The following is a 16,372-nucleotide window of genomic DNA, read 5'->3' on the forward strand; positions in this document are numbered from 1 at the left end:
TTCGGAGAAAGCGGTTGTAGAGTATGACTGTTGTTAGCCAATGATAGTGGTCTGTTATTCATGCTGACCACTATCTCGACGCTATTGTTTATCAGGGGCTATTGATAACTTATCACTGTCCGTTGTTGCGCCGGTGATGCTGTTTCCTCTAAAAGAGGCTCTCTCTCTTCTGGCGTAGAAAAAAGACAGTCAAACGTCCGGGATAGGAAAACCTTGACTGACTTCTTATTTCTTTCAGATTCCGACCTGTCTAAAGGGAGGCTGCCGGGCTGTTGTCGGGACAACGCCTCGTTTATCCTGTCGTCAAGGTGTTTATCCTCCGCTGCTAGTTCTGCCAACATCGGATGAACGAAATCATTTTTTGGAGTGAAGCTATGCCACTGCATTTTTCTAAAGTCTTCTCCTGAGTTTGTTTCGCGATGAAAAGTGGGTTCAGGTAAATGATCAAATATGAAAAATAACCGATTTTTACCTCTTATCTGTCCCACACCTATAACCGTTGCACTACGTTCTTCTTTTTCATTTTTGGCTTTTAATATGACCCTTTGTAGAAAATAAGTATCAAATTGTTTGAATGCTTCATCACTTATATCCAGGGTTAAATTATGCCCGTTGAATTTGACTTTGATTTCTTGCGGGTGAAGTTTGTCTACGATGGCTTGCTTTACTTTTTCAATCAATGTTGGCTTCTCTGATTTTACTGATAACTGCTTATATTGGGTTTTCAAAATGCTCTCCTTACAAAATTAAACATCAAGTTAAGTATTTCAGCTAAATCGCTTATTAGGCATCAATAAGCTCGAGAATTGTACGTTTAAATTTTAATTTATTCAAGAAGTATTTATTTTGTCCAGTTAATGGGTTTTCATTTAGCCTCATTTTTTTGCTGTTTCTTCTGGAAAAACGTTAAAAGAACATCTTAAGAAACAATATTATTCTGGATGCGTTTAATTCGGTGCATAAAAATCGAGGAAAACCTTTATTTTGGGTAGTTCAGCGGTATAGGGTTTATAGAAAGTATAAATTTCATATTGTCTGAATTTTATGTCAGGAAGGATTTGTATTAATTTCTTATTATTAAGCTCATTTTCAACCAGTCGGTCTGCTGTTAAAAACAGGCCTAGTCCATTCAGGCAAGCCTGATTAAGCGCATTAAAGTTATTCATGAATAATATGGGTTTTGGGCATGGTAAACAGGTTCCATCCATTAGCGGTAATTCCGTAGCTGGTTTCCTAAGGCTATGAGAAATAAAAGGGAACCCCATCAAATCAGAAGCATGAAGGGGAATGCCATATTTTTCAATTAAGTTTGGTGCGGCACAGAGGATATTATTAACAGGCTTCATCCTTCTGTATTTGAATTGATCTGTGGTAGGTGGGATTTCAGGAAAGCCGACCATTATATCGATATCCTTTCGTGTCAGGTCATTATCCTGCTCGGAAAATAAAAATTCACATTCAATTAACGGGTATTTTGCAATAAATTCAGGAAGCCTGTTTAAAATTAATTCCTTAGCCAGTATCGTTGAAACCAAAACAGTGATTTGACCCTGAGGGTTTGTTTGCCTGGATTCAATAAATTGTTCTATCAGATTAGCCTCGTGAAGTAATTTCTGACATTTTTCCAGCAGGATGGAACCAAAAGCGGTGAGCTGAACTTTGCGGGTGTCGCGAATAAACAGTTCTTCACCAAAATGATGCTCCAGATTTTTGATTTGTTTACTCACAGCGGTTGCGGTAATGCAAAGTTCTTCTGCAGCACGATTGTAACTTAAATGTTCGGCAACGGTGACAAAATACATTATTTTTGAAAAATTAAGCATAGCTAACTTTTTTTTGTCAAATTTATTGCTAATTATAAACTAATGGTTCATTAATGATGAATTACTATCGATTAATATTTTGACAATTGTTTTCTATAATTGAAAAAACTAACGCATCAGACAGGATTATTATGAAGTTTCAATACCATCATGTAGGAATACCGGTAACGGAGCCCCGCTCGGGTGAGCGGTATAGTGCTGTTATGGATATGTATACTTCAGGAGGAGAATTGCCTGGACGAATTCAATATCATCGGTTTGGTCCCAACTGCCCGCTGCATCAATTGATCCAGACTCAACCACATATCGCCTATAAAGTGGATAGTATTGAGGAGGCTATAAAAGGGAAACAGGTTATTTTAGAACCTTATTTTCCCTTAAAAAATTTTAGGGTCGCTATGATTGAAGAGCATGGGGCGGTTATTGAGTTTATAGAAACAAATTTGTCTGAAGATGAGATATGGGATGAATCAAGGCATAAGGAGTCGATGTTGTATTGTGAAAAAGGGTAGTGTTTACATGGGTTAAGAGTTGAAACGCTTTATCAGATAAAAACTGTATCAGGGTATGACTGCCTTTTTAATTTGGCCAATGACTCAGACAGGGGGGTGTATTTCTCTTTCAATACAGTCCCCTTACAGAACTTTACATCAGTTAAGACCTTCAGTCAGATATACTTACCAGCGCTTTATGCATGCTCGAGAGCTTAAAGAATAGGCTGATACAAGTATCTTGGGTATAGCTCGTCAGGCGTAGGGTTCTGTGCCCTTATCTACTATCTTGGCCAAAAAGCCTTGATTTTCTACACTCCGATGCTCATATACTTCTATGTATGCTCCGCTTCGGTGCTCGCCAATCAAGGCTTTTTGACTCAAGCTAGCGATAAGTGCACAGAGCCTAGAGATCCGACAGGCGTTCGGGTAATGCCTGAACCTAATTCATCTGCTGCTTATAGGTTATCAGATCCTTATTTTCTTCCTGTGCCATTGACCGGGATGGTTTATGGAGAAAATGATTCAACCAGGCTTTAATTTTTGATGGGTCTTTGTTTGCTTTTTCCTGTTGCTGGCTGTCTAGTTTTCTTGCATAATCTTCTAATACTGGATGAACATAGTCGTCCACCGCCAAAGGGTTTGGTCGTTCTGCCACTGACTTAAAGGTTTTTTTTGAGCGTATCTGGGAGCAGTAATTTATTTGCAATGTATGATCAAGAATAAAAAATAACTCTTTTTCTTCCCCAAACTCTGCAACACCGATAATCGTTGCCTTATGCCTCTTATTTTCTTTCTTGGTTGTTATTTCGATTCGGGCTAAAAAATGAGTGCCGTATTCTGCCAATGCTTCTTCAGTTATAGCTAAAGCTAAATGCTTTTCTACACAGGGGAGATTGATTGTTTTCAGTTTATGCACTTCTATGAATCGTCGCTTTAATTCTGCCAATTTTGAGGATGTTGAATTCTCTGGTTTTGAGGATGTTGAATTCTCTGGTTTTGAGGATGTTGAAGCGTCTGGTTTTGAGGATGTTGAAGCGTCTGGTTTTGAGGATGTTAATTCTTCCGACGCTATTTGCAACTGAGCATATTTTCTTTTCAATCCGGTCTCCTTACGAAAATTCACTTCAAGTGCGTTCCCTGCTCGCTGTTCCTATCAGATATAAAAGGTGTGAGTTTGCTACCTAACAGGCCTGAGGATGATATAATTTTTTAGCTATTCAATTCAAGTAACTTTTTAAGTTTTCTTGGTTGCCTATTCAGTGATGCAACAGGGTGATTGGTTCATTATCGGTATAGAATTTTGGAACAGTTACCTTGATTAATTTATTTATATTTTAATTTTCATTATTATAATGACTTCTTTATCTATCGTGGCGCGCTTTTTTATCTAGGGATTAGTATATGAACGCTCTGAGTTTTGTGTCCGGAAAGCTTGTCTCAACTCAAATCCGCCAACTATTAGAAAGTTCCTTATCAATCTCACTGGATCCCTCTTGTTGGGAGCGGGTATCAGCAGCCGAGCAATTTATTAAAAGCATCACTAAAAAAAACCAGACTGTTTATGGAGTTAATACCGGTTTTGGCTTGTTAGCGAACACCATGATCGCTGATTCTGATTTGACCACACTTCAACGCCGCATTCTTCTATCCCATGCTGCGGGTATTGGCGAGTTGCTTCAGGATGATATTGTAAAACTTATTTTATTATTCAAAATTAATAGCCTAAGTCGAGGCTTCTCCGGAGTGCGTCCTATCCTTATTGAAACATTAGTTAAATTTTATAATGAGGGTATTTATCCTTGTATTCCCGGCAAAGGATCAGTTGGCGCTTCAGGTGATCTCGCACCACTGGCTCACTTATGTTTACCGCTTATCGGCGAGGGCACAGCCCGCTATAAGGGGGAGATTATTTCAGCTATAGACGCATTGAAAATAATTTCGCAAGAGCCGCTTGAACTTGCCCCTAAAGAAGGCCTGGCACTTATTAATGGCACGCAGGTGTCGGCGGCAATCGCTTATTATTATTTACTGCAAGCACAAAATTTGTTAAGTGCGAGCGTTGTCATTGGCGCATTATCAGTCGATGCTGCATTAGGCTGTGACACTGCATTTTATCCCCAAATCCATATGGCCAGAGGGCAAGAGGGGCAAATTAAAGTCGCCGAATTGCTCCTTCACTGTTTACAGGGCAGTGAAATCCGCCAATCACATGCAGACTGCAACAGAGTCCAGGATCCATACTGTTTACGTTGCCAACCCCAGGTTGTTGGCGCAAGTCTTGATAATTTTCGTCATGTAGAAGCAATCTTAACCAAAGAAGCCAATGCTGTCACAGATAATCCGCTTATTTTTTCAGAGATTGACAGCATCTACTCGGGTGGTAATTTTCATGCTGAACCCGTTGCTCAAGGCGCGGATTTGCTTGCTATTGCTTTATCAGAGGTGGGGGCCATTGCAGAAAGAAGGATAGCACTTCTGATCGATCCTAATTTTAATGCCGGATTACCGCCATTTTTAACTCAAAACCCGGGTTTAAATTCCGGTTTTATGATTGGACATGTAACCGCAGCAGCACTGGCTAGCGCCAATAAGTCATTAGCACATCCTGCAAGTGTCGATAGCATACCCACTTCGGCCAACCAGGAGGATCATGTCAGCATGGCAACCCATGCCGCTTATCGATTAAAAGACATTGTAGAAAATGTCCGCGGTATTTTAACAGTCGAACTTCTGGCAGCATGCCAGGGCATTGATTTGCGCAGGCCGCTTAAGACCTCGAGCAGTCTGGAAAAATTAGTCGCCCAGGTTCGTGAAGCCGTACCATTTTGGTCTCAGGATCGCTATTTTGCTCTCGATCTTGAAAAGGCCAAACCATTTGTTGACTGTGCAGGCAAAGACTATTTAGACTTTCTTTTTTCCGACTGTCAGGGGAAATGGAAGAGCCAGTCTCAACAAAAAGATTAAGGAACTCCTTTCCAGTCGGGCAGATTTCCTGCCTCTTCGAAGGATCATTCATTTCCCCCTAATATCAATATTGCATTGGTGGGGTGAAATAAGTAAATGCAAATACTATATGAAACTTAAATGGATTGATAACGATTCAATGGTTATAGGAAAATTGTTTTTTTTCATGATGTTGTTATCTATTTTTTCAACTGCAGGGGCTGTTCGTCCCTTTGTTACTGATGATGCGCGTATCGTCGATTATGGGCAGTTTGAAATGGAAAACTGGCTTGAAGTCACCCGTGCACAAGGTGAATTTGGCCCGGCACCCGGCATTAATGTAATGGCGGGTGTTTCAATCTCTGATGCAATAGAAATTCTGCTCGGATGGGGGGCAGGGCATGACCCAAATGAAACGGTGACATTAGCTAATCCGGTTATCACGGGTAAGCTTTTATTAAAGAAAACATTAGATGATGGTGCGCCAGGGTATGCGGTCAGTATGGCTTCGGCCTTGGATGAAGGGCGCGGTTCCATGTACGCTGAAGGCAGGGTGTATAATTTCATAGGCATGAGCAGCTGGCGGCTGTTAAACGATAAGCTGAATATTCATGTTAACCTGGGTATTCGTCATGATGGGGATGGCCAGAATCATTTTCGCACCCGCCCTTATTGGGGAGTGGGTCTGGAAGCGGCAACAGCCTATCCCAAACTGCATTTTGTAGCAGAATCTTTCGCAGGGGATCCATTAGTTCCCAATGCGCCAAATTATGCTATACAAACAGGATTTCGTTATCATCACAGTACTGCGTTGCAGTTTGATGTTACTTTTGGCGCTGAGCCAGGTGTTGATGAGCCGTTTCACCATGGGCGGCATTGGGAGTATACGGGACAATTGGGAATGAGAATTCTGCTCGATGTCTTTACGCGAAACGGAAAGCCTGGTGATCCTGACGGGGCTCCTGGCTTATGGTCAAATGGAGAATCGTGAACCTGATTTAATTGTATTAATTTTTGGAGTTAATTGTGAAAAAATCGCCTACTCAGAAAGAAATTTCCGCAACGGTTAAAACCGGATTGGGTTCTTTGCCTACTGACAGTGGGATACCTTGGGTTATTCTTCAGCATTCGCATTACCGTGATGTCAGCTCTGAAAAAGCAGAGCAGAAGGTGAAAGAGGAGAAGAGGTTGCAAGGGGTGCTTTTCAGGAAATCTTCAATAGAAGGATATATGGCTATAACCGCCCTGGATAATAATAACTCACCAGTAAAGTTCATCTTATCTAATCAGGAGCTTAATAAAAGAATAGTTGCTTACAAATACTATATGATCAATATGGGCGATGTCATTATAGACTCGGTTCATGACTTTTTATCCATGCAATGCACTGATAAGTTTGAAGATTTTATTTTGCGAAAACTAGACGACAAAATAACGGAAACTAAAGAGGCTCGGTTCAGGAGTCAAAAAGAGTGCGCGAAGATATATATCGTTGAAGAAGATTCTTATCCAACGCAGATAAGCATGAGTTAACCTGTTTGCTCCCCTCTTAAACTGAAGAATAGCTTAGGTACTACGGTTCTTGCCGCCAGTTTAGCAAATGTAATCTATTATTAATAAAAATATCCTCAATCATCGTGGGAGTGGAAATATCATGACGGTTACAACCGGATTGTCAGGGAATGAGATTTTTTGTTTGGCCGAAAAGGGATATGCTCCCGGGAATATCATCGTGGGTAACAGCGTTCATTCACTCGGCATAGTCAGAAGCGTTGGCTCCGGATTGAAAGCCATGCTGGGGGGGGAGTTGAAACAAATCACCCAGTTGATTGAAGAGGGTAGGAAAACTGCTTACCAGCGGATGTTACAGGAGGCCGTCGAGCAGAAGGCAACCGGTGTAACAGGCGTGGGAAGCCAACTTATTTTTCATGGCGCGAATGTTGAGTTTTTATCAATTGGTTCTGCCGTCCACGCAACCAGCTCCTCGTTAAGCAAATTTAGCACCTCCGCGGATGGGCAGGAACTGTATGCCCAGTTGGATGCAGGTTATCGCCCCATCTGTTTTGCATTTGGCAATGTGGCCTATGCTATCGGGTTGGGACGGGGGATCCTTGGGAGCTTAAAGACAATGGCTCGCGGGGAGATCAAAGAATATTCCAATATCTTTAACCAGACACGCCATTTGGCTTTAAGCCGTATTATCGAGAATGCCAGGCAGCATGATGCGAACGCCGTGGTTGGAATTAAAACGACTATTCTGCCTTTTGGCGGTGTGAATGAGATGTTGATGATTGGTACTGCCTCTCATAATCCCGCTCTTCCCGGGGAAAAATCCAATGATCCGGTGAGCAGTGATATGACGAATATTGAAATGTGGAATATGGCGAACAAAGGCTATATGCCCTTACGTCTACTGCTGGGAACTTCTGTTTATTCTTTAGGGTTGGTTGGCGGCATTACTTCAACGTTGAAATCCTTTGTTCGCGGCGAAATTAATGAGTTAACGCGTCTTATCTATGATGCGCGTGAGAATGCCTTGTCGATTATTAATGAAGAGGCGAAATCGATTGGTGCGGATGATGTGGTTGGTGTAAAAACGTATGTTTATCAGCTGGGCAATGGGTTAATCGAATTTTTGGCAATTGGTACGGCGGTTAAAAAATTTTCAGCTATCAAGACTGAATCCTCCCAGCTTATTCCACAATCAATAATCGTCGACAAGGATACCTTTTATGAATCAACCAGAAGCAATAGCTTTAATGTAAATATCAATAAGGGGGAAAAGGGCGGCAGTCAAAGTTTTGGCCCGATTATAATATTGGTTGTTTTGGCGGTGTTATTTATTCATATTCTGATTAGGGGTTTCACTGGAAGCTAGTGTCTCGTCAAGATTGAATTTTCGGGTATGGCCGCCTGTCTTGCATTCATCTTTATGTGATTTTTTCCGAAAAAATGCTCGAATTAGCCCTGCTAGTCCTGTGCTTTTTTCGGAAAAAATCACATAAAGATGAACGTAACCCAGACGCCAACCCGAAAATTCAATCTTGACGAGACACCAGGTTCTATCGACAATTGGTCCCTACTGCCTACGTACCGCGCATAAAGCGCGGTACGTAGAGGCAATTAGACTATTGCTTAAATTTAAATCATTCGGCGCTCTAGGGTTCTGTGAAAAAATGGGTTCACAGCGCCTGGCCCAAACCTACGTAGACCAAAATGCTTTATGTTCATACATTTCTTCCAATGAGAGGAATTCTGGTGGTTCAGGCTTATAAGTTAATTCTTTCTTCCAGAAGGGCAAGGGCATAGGAACCGTTTTGGACGTTTGGGTGATTTCCAGGTTCCTTTCCTTAACTGCTGCCTCAAGCTGGTTTTCGGCATTTTCCAATTGTGTTCTTAAATTGCCAATATAGCTTGTTTTGTAGTCTTTTTGTTGCGTGCTCAGTTTCTCATTGGGTACCAATTGACAGATTTCTTGTATAATTAAAGCGGTATGGTCTACGTAGGCGTTCCAGTGTTGGTTAATATACAGGCGACACCCGGGGGTGTCGGGCTCGATTTTTCGAACGTAAGCCAATAGCTTCTGCAAAACGGGGAATAATTTTTCACAGACTTCTTTGTCTACTGCAAAAAAAATCGCTTTAAATCTTCTATCTTGCATTTTTTTAAACCAAAATGTCGAAAAGAAAATAATAGCAATGAAGTAGCCTCAAAGAAATAATGAAAGGGATTAATTTGTCAGTATTTTATTTTGCAAGGTAGGGGAAGAAGCACGGGCGATCTCCCCTTCATAAGAAAGTGTGCCCTTTTTAGTAATAAGCTGCTTCAGCTTTTCTGCATTGACAGCAACTTCGGTAATAAACCAAGACTGTATGCTTTCTTTATTAGGTATTGTATTAAGAGCGATGTTCTTTGATAAAAAAAGAGACCGAGGATGGTTTGGAACCGTAAAGAAAAATTTGGGGGGGCTTTTTTCATAAGAAGCAACCCATAGGCGAAACGTTCGGGTTTGTTCACCACCCAGTAATAAGGCAGTCAGGGCATCAACATTATCCGATAGAATATTAATCATCAGGGTTTTATAGTCGATAATCCCCTCTTTTAACGCCGTGTCTATCCCTGCTGCTTCGACAAGCGCGGTAGCAAAAGGGGTTTGGGAATAAAAGGCTTGCCACAAACTCTTATCCTGACCTATACGATGAAGTCTTTTGCAGGTTTGCATGATATGGGTTAATGCTTTGGCATCAAGGTATTGAAGACAATTTAATAAAAGCTCGTCAGCTAAAATTTCCAAGGAATGGCTCACAAATACACCCCCTTAGCCTTTAAGGTCTACGCATGAAAATTAAAATAGAATTTAATGACATTGAACGGATCTATAATTTCTACTTCCTGTGACTTGTTCACGGGATCCATAAATCTTCGAATGTTACTGGATTCCACGAAACCGCGGAACGTAGGAGTCAAGAATTTTTTCATGCGTAGGCCCTGCCTTATCCTTTATACCCAAGGTACTTTAAAATGCTATATTTTTATACTATCCATTTTCCGTTCCCATCAAACGTTTGATGGTCAAAAAAATTGATTCTAAACTTGGCATTTTAAAGTACCTTGGGTATATATTACAAATTACCTTAGAATGGGAGGCCGTTAGAATAGCCTTTCTCCAGTTTTAACGTGCCAGGTATATTCAGCTCTTTATTAAAGCTGGTCACCTCTAATGCAACAACACTGGGTTTTACCCGGTTATTGTCATTAACAGACAATTTTATTTTAGCCTGGAGTTGCAGCAAAGGCGGACCTTCTTTACTTGTTGCGTCGGGTTCAACTGCGATTAAATCACCGGAACGGCTGTTAACAAAACATCGACCTTCAATGAGCATGGCATAACTGACCATGCTAATATTCATAACAACCTTGCCGTCTTCAATGGTCCAGTTTGCTTCCAGTGATTTTGAGCTGAGATTGGCAGATCCAGGTTCGCCGCTATATTCGCCATTGGCAAGTAAGAGATCAAAAAAGCGATTATTATCTTGCCCTCCATTACGTTCGAGCCATTGCTTGATTTTAGGCTTTTCTCCAGGCGGATAATCTGAGCTTTCCAGCAGGTATTCCAGCAAGGCATCAATATCCTCATCTGTATTGCTTTTTATGCCCCGGATACTGATATCCCTTTTGAAGTCTGTATACGCCTTGGTAAGTGAGCTGGATAAGTTCATCTGACTTGCCTGCCACACTCCAATAGGGTCATTCAATATTTCTTTATTGTCGTTTGTTGGATAAGTATAAGTCCAGATTGTTTTAGGTGGATTTAGGGATTTATGGATATTGGCATTTTCCTCATACTGTAGCCAAGGTTTGGCTGCTTCATATAAACTGTGATGAATGGGGCCAAATAATTCATGACATTTTGTTTCTAGTTTGGGTCTTGTATCATAAGCCAGAAAAAGGGGCAGTTGTTGCCGCTCTTCTTGCGGGAGAATTCGTTCGCCATGTTTTTCCAGGATTTCAGCCATGGTCAGTGGTGTGCTTTGGCCAAAAAAACCTGATTTCTGTTTAATGCCTATGGTTTCTATACAATGCAAGACTTCATGAATCTTGGCGATATTAACCTTTTCATCGGTTTGGATACTTTGCTTAAGCAGAGATTTAACGGTGATTAAATGAAATAGTAATGGCTCGTCTTCCTTCTTGGTGTGTACAGGCAACAGCTTGGTTTCAATATGGTCAATAATGCGATTTATAGTGTCTTTCATTTAATTTCATCATCTGACGATGAATGGCCTCTCAGCAATCAACATGTCTTTATAATAGCAGATTGGTTGTTTTATATGCTGATAAGGGGTTGTAAAGAAGCGTAAAGAATTTATAAATCCGGACAAAATTTATCGGCCAGGCATCGATGAGGCAGGGGTATAAAGAAGATGCCAAGAGGGTAAGGGGTTTACTCTTACCCCCTCTGCCCATCAACTCCGGTTCAAGCAGATAATGAGGCGATGTCAATAACGAAGCGATAACGTACATCACTCTTTAATACGCGTTCATAGGCTTCATTAACTTGTTGGATGGGAATCAGCTCAATATCTGCATTAATCTGGTGTTTGCCACAAAAATCAAGCATCTCCTGGGTTTCCTTGATGCCGCCGATTAAAGAGCCGGCAAGGCTTCGACGACCGCCAATCAATGAAAACGCCCCCAGGGGGACATTCTCTTCAGGAACGCCAAGCAGCACCATGGTGCCGTCGCGTTTTAACAACGTTAAATACTCATTCCAGTTAATGCCTGCTGACACTGTACAGATAATCAAATCAAAGTGGCTGGTTAATTTTTTAAATGTTTCAGGCTCTGAGGTCGCATAAAAATAATCAGCCCCCAGCCGTTTGCTGTCCTCTTTTTTTCTATTGGAATGACTAAGAACCGTAACTTCAGCCCCCATTGCATGGGCAATTTTGACTCCTACATGCCCCAGTCCCCCCAGCCCTACAATCGCTACTTTTTTCCCAGGGCCTGCATGCCAGTGTTTTAGTGGGGAGTAGAGCGTAATCCCTGCGCATAAGAGTGGTGCTTGTGTTTCAAGAGGCAAGTTATCAGCAAGCCTCAGGACAAAATCTTCATTAACCACAATTTGGTTTGAATAACCGCCCTGAGTCAACGCGCTGCCGTCACGTTCCATGCCGTTGTAGGTGGGTGTCAAGCCTTCGGCGCAATATTGCTCCAAGCCTTCCTGGCAGCTGCCGCATCGGCGGCATGAGTCAACCATGCAGCCTACTCCAACCCGGTCGCCTGCTTTAAATTTTATAACATGCTTGCCTGCTTTTCTTACTATGCCGACAATTTCGTGACCGGGAACCATTGGAAAAAGGGAGCCGCCCCACTCATCTCGGGCCTGATGAATGTCCGAATGACAAATGCCACAGTAGTGGATGTCAATCAATACATCGTTATCGCCGACCTCCCTTCGCTGGAAAGAAAAAGGCTCTAAGGGCGCTTTGGCAGTTGGTGCAGCATAACCTTTAACGGGGATCATAATATCTCATCCTTATTTTAAAATTCCATGGTAAGTACGATGGGTAAAATTGTACGTCTGATCTTGCGGAAAATTGAAACGTTTTCTTATTGTAGTCCAGTTAACTTAAAAGGGAATAGGTTTTAAAGAGGCGTTATATTGCCGCAATATGTTTTATATTTTTTCAACTTTAAGAATCGTGGCCATTTTCTGTAAATAAATTGATCAATAAAGATACCAATTTAACATTGTTTTTGATATAATGCGCGGCAAATTTTGCAGCCTTTGCTGAGGAGTAACATTGTCTGATTCTGTCGCTTTGGATTCAGGGGTAATTGAGCCACGCAGTCATTTGATGGCATGGTTGGTTTGCTTGTCAGCAGGATTATTTTTCTTTTATGAGTTTTTCCAACTTAATATCTTTGACGTAATCAATCAACCCTTACGCGATGATTTTCATTTGGATGCTGCCCAGCTTAGCTGGATGTCCAGCACTTACCTATGGGCCGATATCCTCTTTCTGCTGCCAGCCGGTATAATTCTTGATCGCATTTCCACCCGCAAGGTAATTTTGACTGCCATGCTGGTCTGCGTTATTGGAACCATCGGATTTGCACTGACTAACTCGTTTGCGCTGGCCTGTTTTTTCCATTTCCTTTCAGGAATTGGCAATGCATTTTGTTTCTTATCCTGTGTGGTACTGGTCTCACGCTGGTTTCCTCCCCGTCGCCAGGCATTGGTTATCGGTACATTGGTTACCATGGCTTTTCTAGGCGGGATGATGGCTCATACGCCCTTTGCTTACCTTAATGACTATTATGGCTGGCGGGGCTCCCTGTTAATTGATGGCGCTGCAGGCGGCCTGATATTACTGTGGATTTACCTGATTGTTCAGGATAAGCCTTATTCAGGGGCCTCGATGAAAAACTCTGACCAATCAGCGATTGCCCCCAGTTTCCAGGATGCGTTGAGAAACCCCCAGAATTGGCTGGCTGGCCTTTATACTTCGTTCTTGAATTTACCTATTATGGTATTGTGTGCTTTGTGGGGTGCCAGCTACCTTCAGGTAGTCCATCATTTATCGGAAATAGCAGCCAGTAATGTTGTCAGTTTAATCTTTATTGGCAGCATCATCGGTTGTCCGCTGGTTGGGTGGCTTTCAGATTTGCAGGGAAAGCGCAAACCTTTAATGATTATAGGGGCTGTAGCAACTTTGTTGACTGTTGTTCCTTTATTTATGGATGTTGTTTTATCACAAACCGCATTGAGTATTTTATTTTTTGCCTTGGGATTATTCACCAGCACCCAGGTAATCAGTTATCCCTTGATTGCTGAAAGTAATGCCGCAGCAAATACCGGTTCAGCTACGGGTATTGCTTCTGTACTTATCATGGGAGGTGCCGGGATTGGCCAGGTATTATTTGGCCTGTTGATGCAGCATCATGCTGGTATTTCTACGCAACACTACACAGTGGCTGATTTTCAATATGCGATGTGGATATTTCCTCTTACAGCGGCAGCAGCCTTGGTTGCTGTTTTATTAGCCCGCGAAACTTACTGCAAACGTTAGCATTGGGAGTTTTTATGCAGATGGTAGAAGAATATAAAGGAAGTGGCAGTTCAACGTCTTTGTTTTTGCCTTGGTTGGTTTGTTTCAGCGCGTCGTTATTCTTCTTTTATGAATTTATTCAAGGCAACATGTTTGCTTCCATTGCTGATAACATTATGCATGATTTTCATGTGCAAGCCGATAAAATGGCTTATTTATCGAGCATTTATTATTTATCCAATGTTATTTTTCTTTTCGTTGCCGGCATGGTTCTTGACAGGTTCTCCACTAAAAAGACTATTATGGTAGCCATGTTCCTTTGTGTGATAAGCACCTTTGTTCTTGCGCATGCGCAATCGTTTTATCTGGCGCTATTGTGCCGTTTTGTTACCGGAATTGGCAGCGCTTTTTGTTTTCTCGGTCCTATTCGGCTTGCTTCACGCTGGTTTCCCCCGCAGCGTATGGCTATGGTAACAGGTGCTATTGTCACCATGGCGATGACCGGTGGAATGCTGGCCCAATACCCGCTAACCAAACTGGTCGCTCAAATCGGTTGGCGTGATGCTTTAATGCAGGTAGGTTGGCTTGGCAGTGCTATGTTGATTGTCATGTTCTTCGGAATTATTGATAAAACAGGAGCCGGCAGCAAAAGAGCCACAGAAAGAGAATCTATTCTTCTTACGGCTAAAAAAGCTTACCTTAATCCCCAGACGTTAAGAGCCGCCTTATATACCAGCTTGATGAATATGGCTATTGCCGTTTTCGGAGCCATGATGGGATCGCTTTATCTGGTTCAGAGACTTGGCATTGCCAAAGAAGACGCTGCAGCGGTTAATACCATGCTGTTCTTGGGAGCTATTATTGGCGGACCGGTTATTGGATGGTGTTCTGATAAACTGGGTTTACGCGTGTTACCGATGAAGGTTGGCGTGCTCGCTTCTTTGGCAACGGTTGTTGCCGTATTATTTGCACCGATTAGCCTGCCGGTGATGAAAATTCTCTTTTTCCTGCTTGGCTTTTTTACAGCCTCTCAGGTGATAAGCTATGCCCTGGTTGCTGAAAGCAGTTCTCCTGCTATCACAGCAACCGCTGTCAGTGTGGTTTCTATTCTGACTCAAGGTGGTTATATTATTTATCAAAATCTGTTTAGCGCCTTACTAATGAAGCATGGCGAAATGCAGATGGTAAACGATATACCCGTTTATTCTCTGGGTGATTATCAATATGCCGCGATGATTTTGCCATTAGGCTTGATTCTGGCGTTATTGGCATTATTGGGCTTAAATGAAACTCACTGCCAACGGAAAGAGGACTGAACATGCCAGGACGCGTTTGTATCTTACTCATGGATTCACTGGGAATAGGGGCAAGTCTTGATGCACACCGTTATGGTGATGAGGGTGCCAATACTTTCGGGCATATTCATCAGGCATGCGAGGAGGGGCGCGCTGATAAAAAGGGGGTACGCCAAGGTCCTTTGTCCATTCCAAATTTAAGCAGACTGGGCTTGTACCATGCCGCAATTGCCAGCTCGGGTGTAAGATGGCTTGACTTATCGGCACTTGCTGCACCTGTGGGCTATTATGGTTATGCCGTCGAACAAAGCCTGGGGAAAGATACCCCAAGCGGCCACTGGGAGTTGGCAGGCGTACCGGTTCGGTTTGAGTGGGGTTATTTCCCTTATGAAGAACCTTGCTTTCCCAAGCCGTTGATTGATGAATTAATCAGCAAGGCAAAATTGCCTGGTGTTTTGGGGGAAAAACATGCTTCAGGCACGGTCATTATTGATGAGTTGGGTGAAGAGCATCTTAAAACCGGAAAGCCGATTGTTTATACCTCCGCAGACAGTGTATTTCAGATTGCAGCCCATGAAGAACATTTTGGCTTGCAGCGTTTGTATGAGGTTTGTGAAATAGCGCGTGATCTGGTTGATGACTATCAGATAGGTCGTGTGATTGCAAGGCCTTTTATTGGAATGCCGGGGTCATTTTTACGCACAGGAAATCGTCGTGACTATGCTACCTTACCCCCTGCCCCGACCTTGCTGGATGAGTTAAAGCAGGCGGGAAGAGAAGTCATTGCCATAGGAAAGATTGCTGATATCTATGCCCATCAAGGAGTAACAAAGACCATAAAGGCTGATGGCAATATGGCCTTGTTTGACGCCACTATCGCTGCTATGAAAACTGCGCCGGCGGGGAGTCTGGTATTTACCAATTTTGTCGATTTTGATTCCTCCTATGGACATCGTCGTGACGTAACAGGCTATGCGCATGCCCTTGAGCAATTTGATGCCCGGCTTCCTGAGCTGGAGCAACTGCTGGAACCTGAGGATCTTGTAATCATTGCAGCCGATCATGGTTGTGATCCGACCAGGCCAGGTTCTGATCATACCAGGGAGCATATTCCTGTTCTGGCTTTTGGTCCTCAATGCCCAAGTCAGTTTATCGGTCGCCGTGAGACCTTTGCTGATATCGGACAAAGTATAGCGGAACAATTGGAAATAGCGCCTTTACTTCATGGCGTTTCTTTCATTAACCCCCACCGTAAAGGTTAA

Annotated in this window: 15 protein-coding genes; 8 read left to right on the plus strand and 7 right to left on the minus strand. The window is 42.5% G+C overall.

Going from position 1 to position 16,372, the window contains the following annotated elements; all coding sequences use genetic code 11:
* Positions 1 to 98: 98 nt before the first annotated feature.
* On the minus strand, positions 99 to 728 hold the full coding sequence (locus tag E1O65_RS04785; protein WP_133132457.1) for a hypothetical protein: 630 nt from the start codon (positions 726 to 728) through the stop codon (positions 99 to 101).
* A 219-nt stretch (positions 729 to 947) separates the two neighbouring features.
* Entirely contained in the window at positions 948 to 1,823 is an 876-nt protein-coding gene (locus E1O65_RS04790) for a LysR family transcriptional regulator (RefSeq protein WP_133132458.1), read from the minus strand.
* 131 nt (positions 1,824 to 1,954) lie between these two features.
* On the opposite strand from E1O65_RS04790, the gene E1O65_RS04795 reads away from it, so the two are divergent.
* Positions 1,955 to 2,335, plus strand: coding sequence for a helicase (locus E1O65_RS04795; protein WP_133132459.1), 381 nt, complete (start codon positions 1,955 to 1,957; stop codon positions 2,333 to 2,335).
* 421 nt (positions 2,336 to 2,756) lie between these two features.
* Here the strand turns inward: E1O65_RS04795 and E1O65_RS04800 are convergent, their stop codons facing one another.
* Positions 2,757 to 3,416 (minus strand): hypothetical protein, encoded by a 660-nt coding sequence (locus tag E1O65_RS04800; protein ID WP_133132460.1) that lies wholly within the window; start codon positions 3,414 to 3,416, stop codon positions 2,757 to 2,759.
* A 302-nt stretch (positions 3,417 to 3,718) separates the two neighbouring features.
* On the opposite strand from E1O65_RS04800, the gene hutH reads away from it, so the two are divergent.
* The 4 genes from hutH (at position 3,719) to E1O65_RS04820 (ending at position 8,138) form a co-directional block, all read left to right on the plus strand.
* On the plus strand, positions 3,719 to 5,281 hold the full coding sequence (gene hutH, locus E1O65_RS04805) for a histidine ammonia-lyase (protein WP_133132461.1): 1,563 nt from the start codon (positions 3,719 to 3,721) through the stop codon (positions 5,279 to 5,281).
* A 109-nt stretch (positions 5,282 to 5,390) separates the two neighbouring features.
* Positions 5,391 to 6,251, plus strand: coding sequence for a hypothetical protein (locus E1O65_RS04810; protein ID WP_133132462.1), 861 nt, complete (start codon positions 5,391 to 5,393; stop codon positions 6,249 to 6,251).
* Positions 6,252 to 6,286: 35 nt separating this feature from the next.
* The gene (locus E1O65_RS04815; protein ID WP_133132463.1) at positions 6,287 to 6,793 is read left to right on the plus strand and encodes a hypothetical protein; all 507 of its coding nucleotides are present in this window, start codon (positions 6,287 to 6,289) and stop codon (positions 6,791 to 6,793) included.
* Between the two features lie 121 nt (positions 6,794 to 6,914).
* The gene (locus E1O65_RS04820) at positions 6,915 to 8,138 is read left to right on the plus strand and encodes a heavy metal-binding domain-containing protein (protein ID WP_133132464.1); all 1,224 of its coding nucleotides are present in this window, start codon (positions 6,915 to 6,917) and stop codon (positions 8,136 to 8,138) included.
* A gap of 324 nt (positions 8,139 to 8,462) precedes the next feature.
* Here E1O65_RS04820 and E1O65_RS04825 read toward each other — a convergent pair whose 3' ends face one another.
* From E1O65_RS04825 to E1O65_RS04840, 4 genes are all read right to left on the minus strand, one after another.
* Positions 8,463 to 8,921 carry a hypothetical protein gene (locus E1O65_RS04825; protein WP_133132465.1) on the minus strand — a complete coding sequence of 153 codons (459 nt, stop codon included), beginning with the start codon at positions 8,919 to 8,921 and terminating at the stop codon, positions 8,463 to 8,465.
* A gap of 69 nt (positions 8,922 to 8,990) precedes the next feature.
* Positions 8,991 to 9,566, minus strand: coding sequence for an F-box protein (locus E1O65_RS04830; protein WP_133132466.1), 576 nt, complete (start codon positions 9,564 to 9,566; stop codon positions 8,991 to 8,993).
* Between the two features lie 328 nt (positions 9,567 to 9,894).
* Positions 9,895 to 11,016, minus strand: coding sequence for a hypothetical protein (locus E1O65_RS04835; protein ID WP_133132467.1), 1,122 nt, complete (start codon positions 11,014 to 11,016; stop codon positions 9,895 to 9,897).
* Positions 11,017 to 11,237: 221 nt separating this feature from the next.
* A complete protein-coding gene (locus tag E1O65_RS04840; protein ID WP_133132468.1) occupies positions 11,238 to 12,287 on the minus strand; it encodes an NAD(P)-dependent alcohol dehydrogenase in 1,050 nt (349 codons plus the stop codon).
* 280 nt (positions 12,288 to 12,567) lie between these two features.
* Here E1O65_RS04840 and E1O65_RS04845 point away from each other — a divergent pair, with 280 nt between their 5' ends.
* From E1O65_RS04845 to E1O65_RS04855, 3 genes are read left to right on the plus strand one after another with little or no spacing between them, the layout of a single operon-like run.
* Complete coding sequence (locus E1O65_RS04845) at positions 12,568 to 13,836, plus strand: MFS transporter (protein ID WP_165474905.1); 1,269 nt, start codon at positions 12,568 to 12,570, stop codon at positions 13,834 to 13,836.
* A 14-nt stretch (positions 13,837 to 13,850) separates the two neighbouring features.
* On the plus strand, positions 13,851 to 15,131 hold the full coding sequence (locus E1O65_RS04850; RefSeq protein WP_133132469.1) for an MFS transporter: 1,281 nt from the start codon (positions 13,851 to 13,853) through the stop codon (positions 15,129 to 15,131).
* A gap of 2 nt (positions 15,132 to 15,133) precedes the next feature.
* Positions 15,134 to 16,372, plus strand: a complete 1,239-nt coding sequence (locus tag E1O65_RS04855) for a phosphopentomutase (protein ID WP_133132470.1) — start codon at positions 15,134 to 15,136, stop codon at positions 16,370 to 16,372.

The organism is Legionella sp. W10-070, from assembly GCF_900640175.1.
GTDB lineage: Bacteria > Pseudomonadota > Gammaproteobacteria > Legionellales > Legionellaceae > Tatlockia.

Coding starts and splice junctions, on each gene's coding strand:
- E1O65_RS04820 (WP_133132464.1), top strand. CDS start 6,915: ATGACGGTTACAACCGGATTGTCAGGGAATGAGATTTTTTGTTTGGCC.
- E1O65_RS04795 (WP_133132459.1), top strand. CDS start 1,955: ATGAAGTTTCAATACCATCATGTAGGAATACCGGTAACGGAGCCCCGC.
- E1O65_RS04825 (WP_133132465.1), bottom strand. CDS start 8,921: ATGCAAGATAGAAGATTTAAAGCGATTTTTTTTGCAGTAGACAAAGAA.
- E1O65_RS04840 (WP_133132468.1), bottom strand. CDS start 12,287: ATGATCCCCGTTAAAGGTTATGCTGCACCAACTGCCAAAGCGCCCTTA.
- E1O65_RS04835 (WP_133132467.1), bottom strand. CDS start 11,016: ATGAAAGACACTATAAATCGCATTATTGACCATATTGAAACCAAGCTG.
- E1O65_RS04855 (WP_133132470.1), top strand. CDS start 15,134: ATGCCAGGACGCGTTTGTATCTTACTCATGGATTCACTGGGAATAGGG.
- E1O65_RS04810 (WP_133132462.1), top strand. CDS start 5,391: ATGAAACTTAAATGGATTGATAACGATTCAATGGTTATAGGAAAATTG.
- hutH (WP_133132461.1), top strand. CDS start 3,719: ATGAACGCTCTGAGTTTTGTGTCCGGAAAGCTTGTCTCAACTCAAATC.
- E1O65_RS04790 (WP_133132458.1), bottom strand. CDS start 1,823: ATGCTTAATTTTTCAAAAATAATGTATTTTGTCACCGTTGCCGAACAT.
- E1O65_RS04850 (WP_133132469.1), top strand. CDS start 13,851: ATGCAGATGGTAGAAGAATATAAAGGAAGTGGCAGTTCAACGTCTTTG.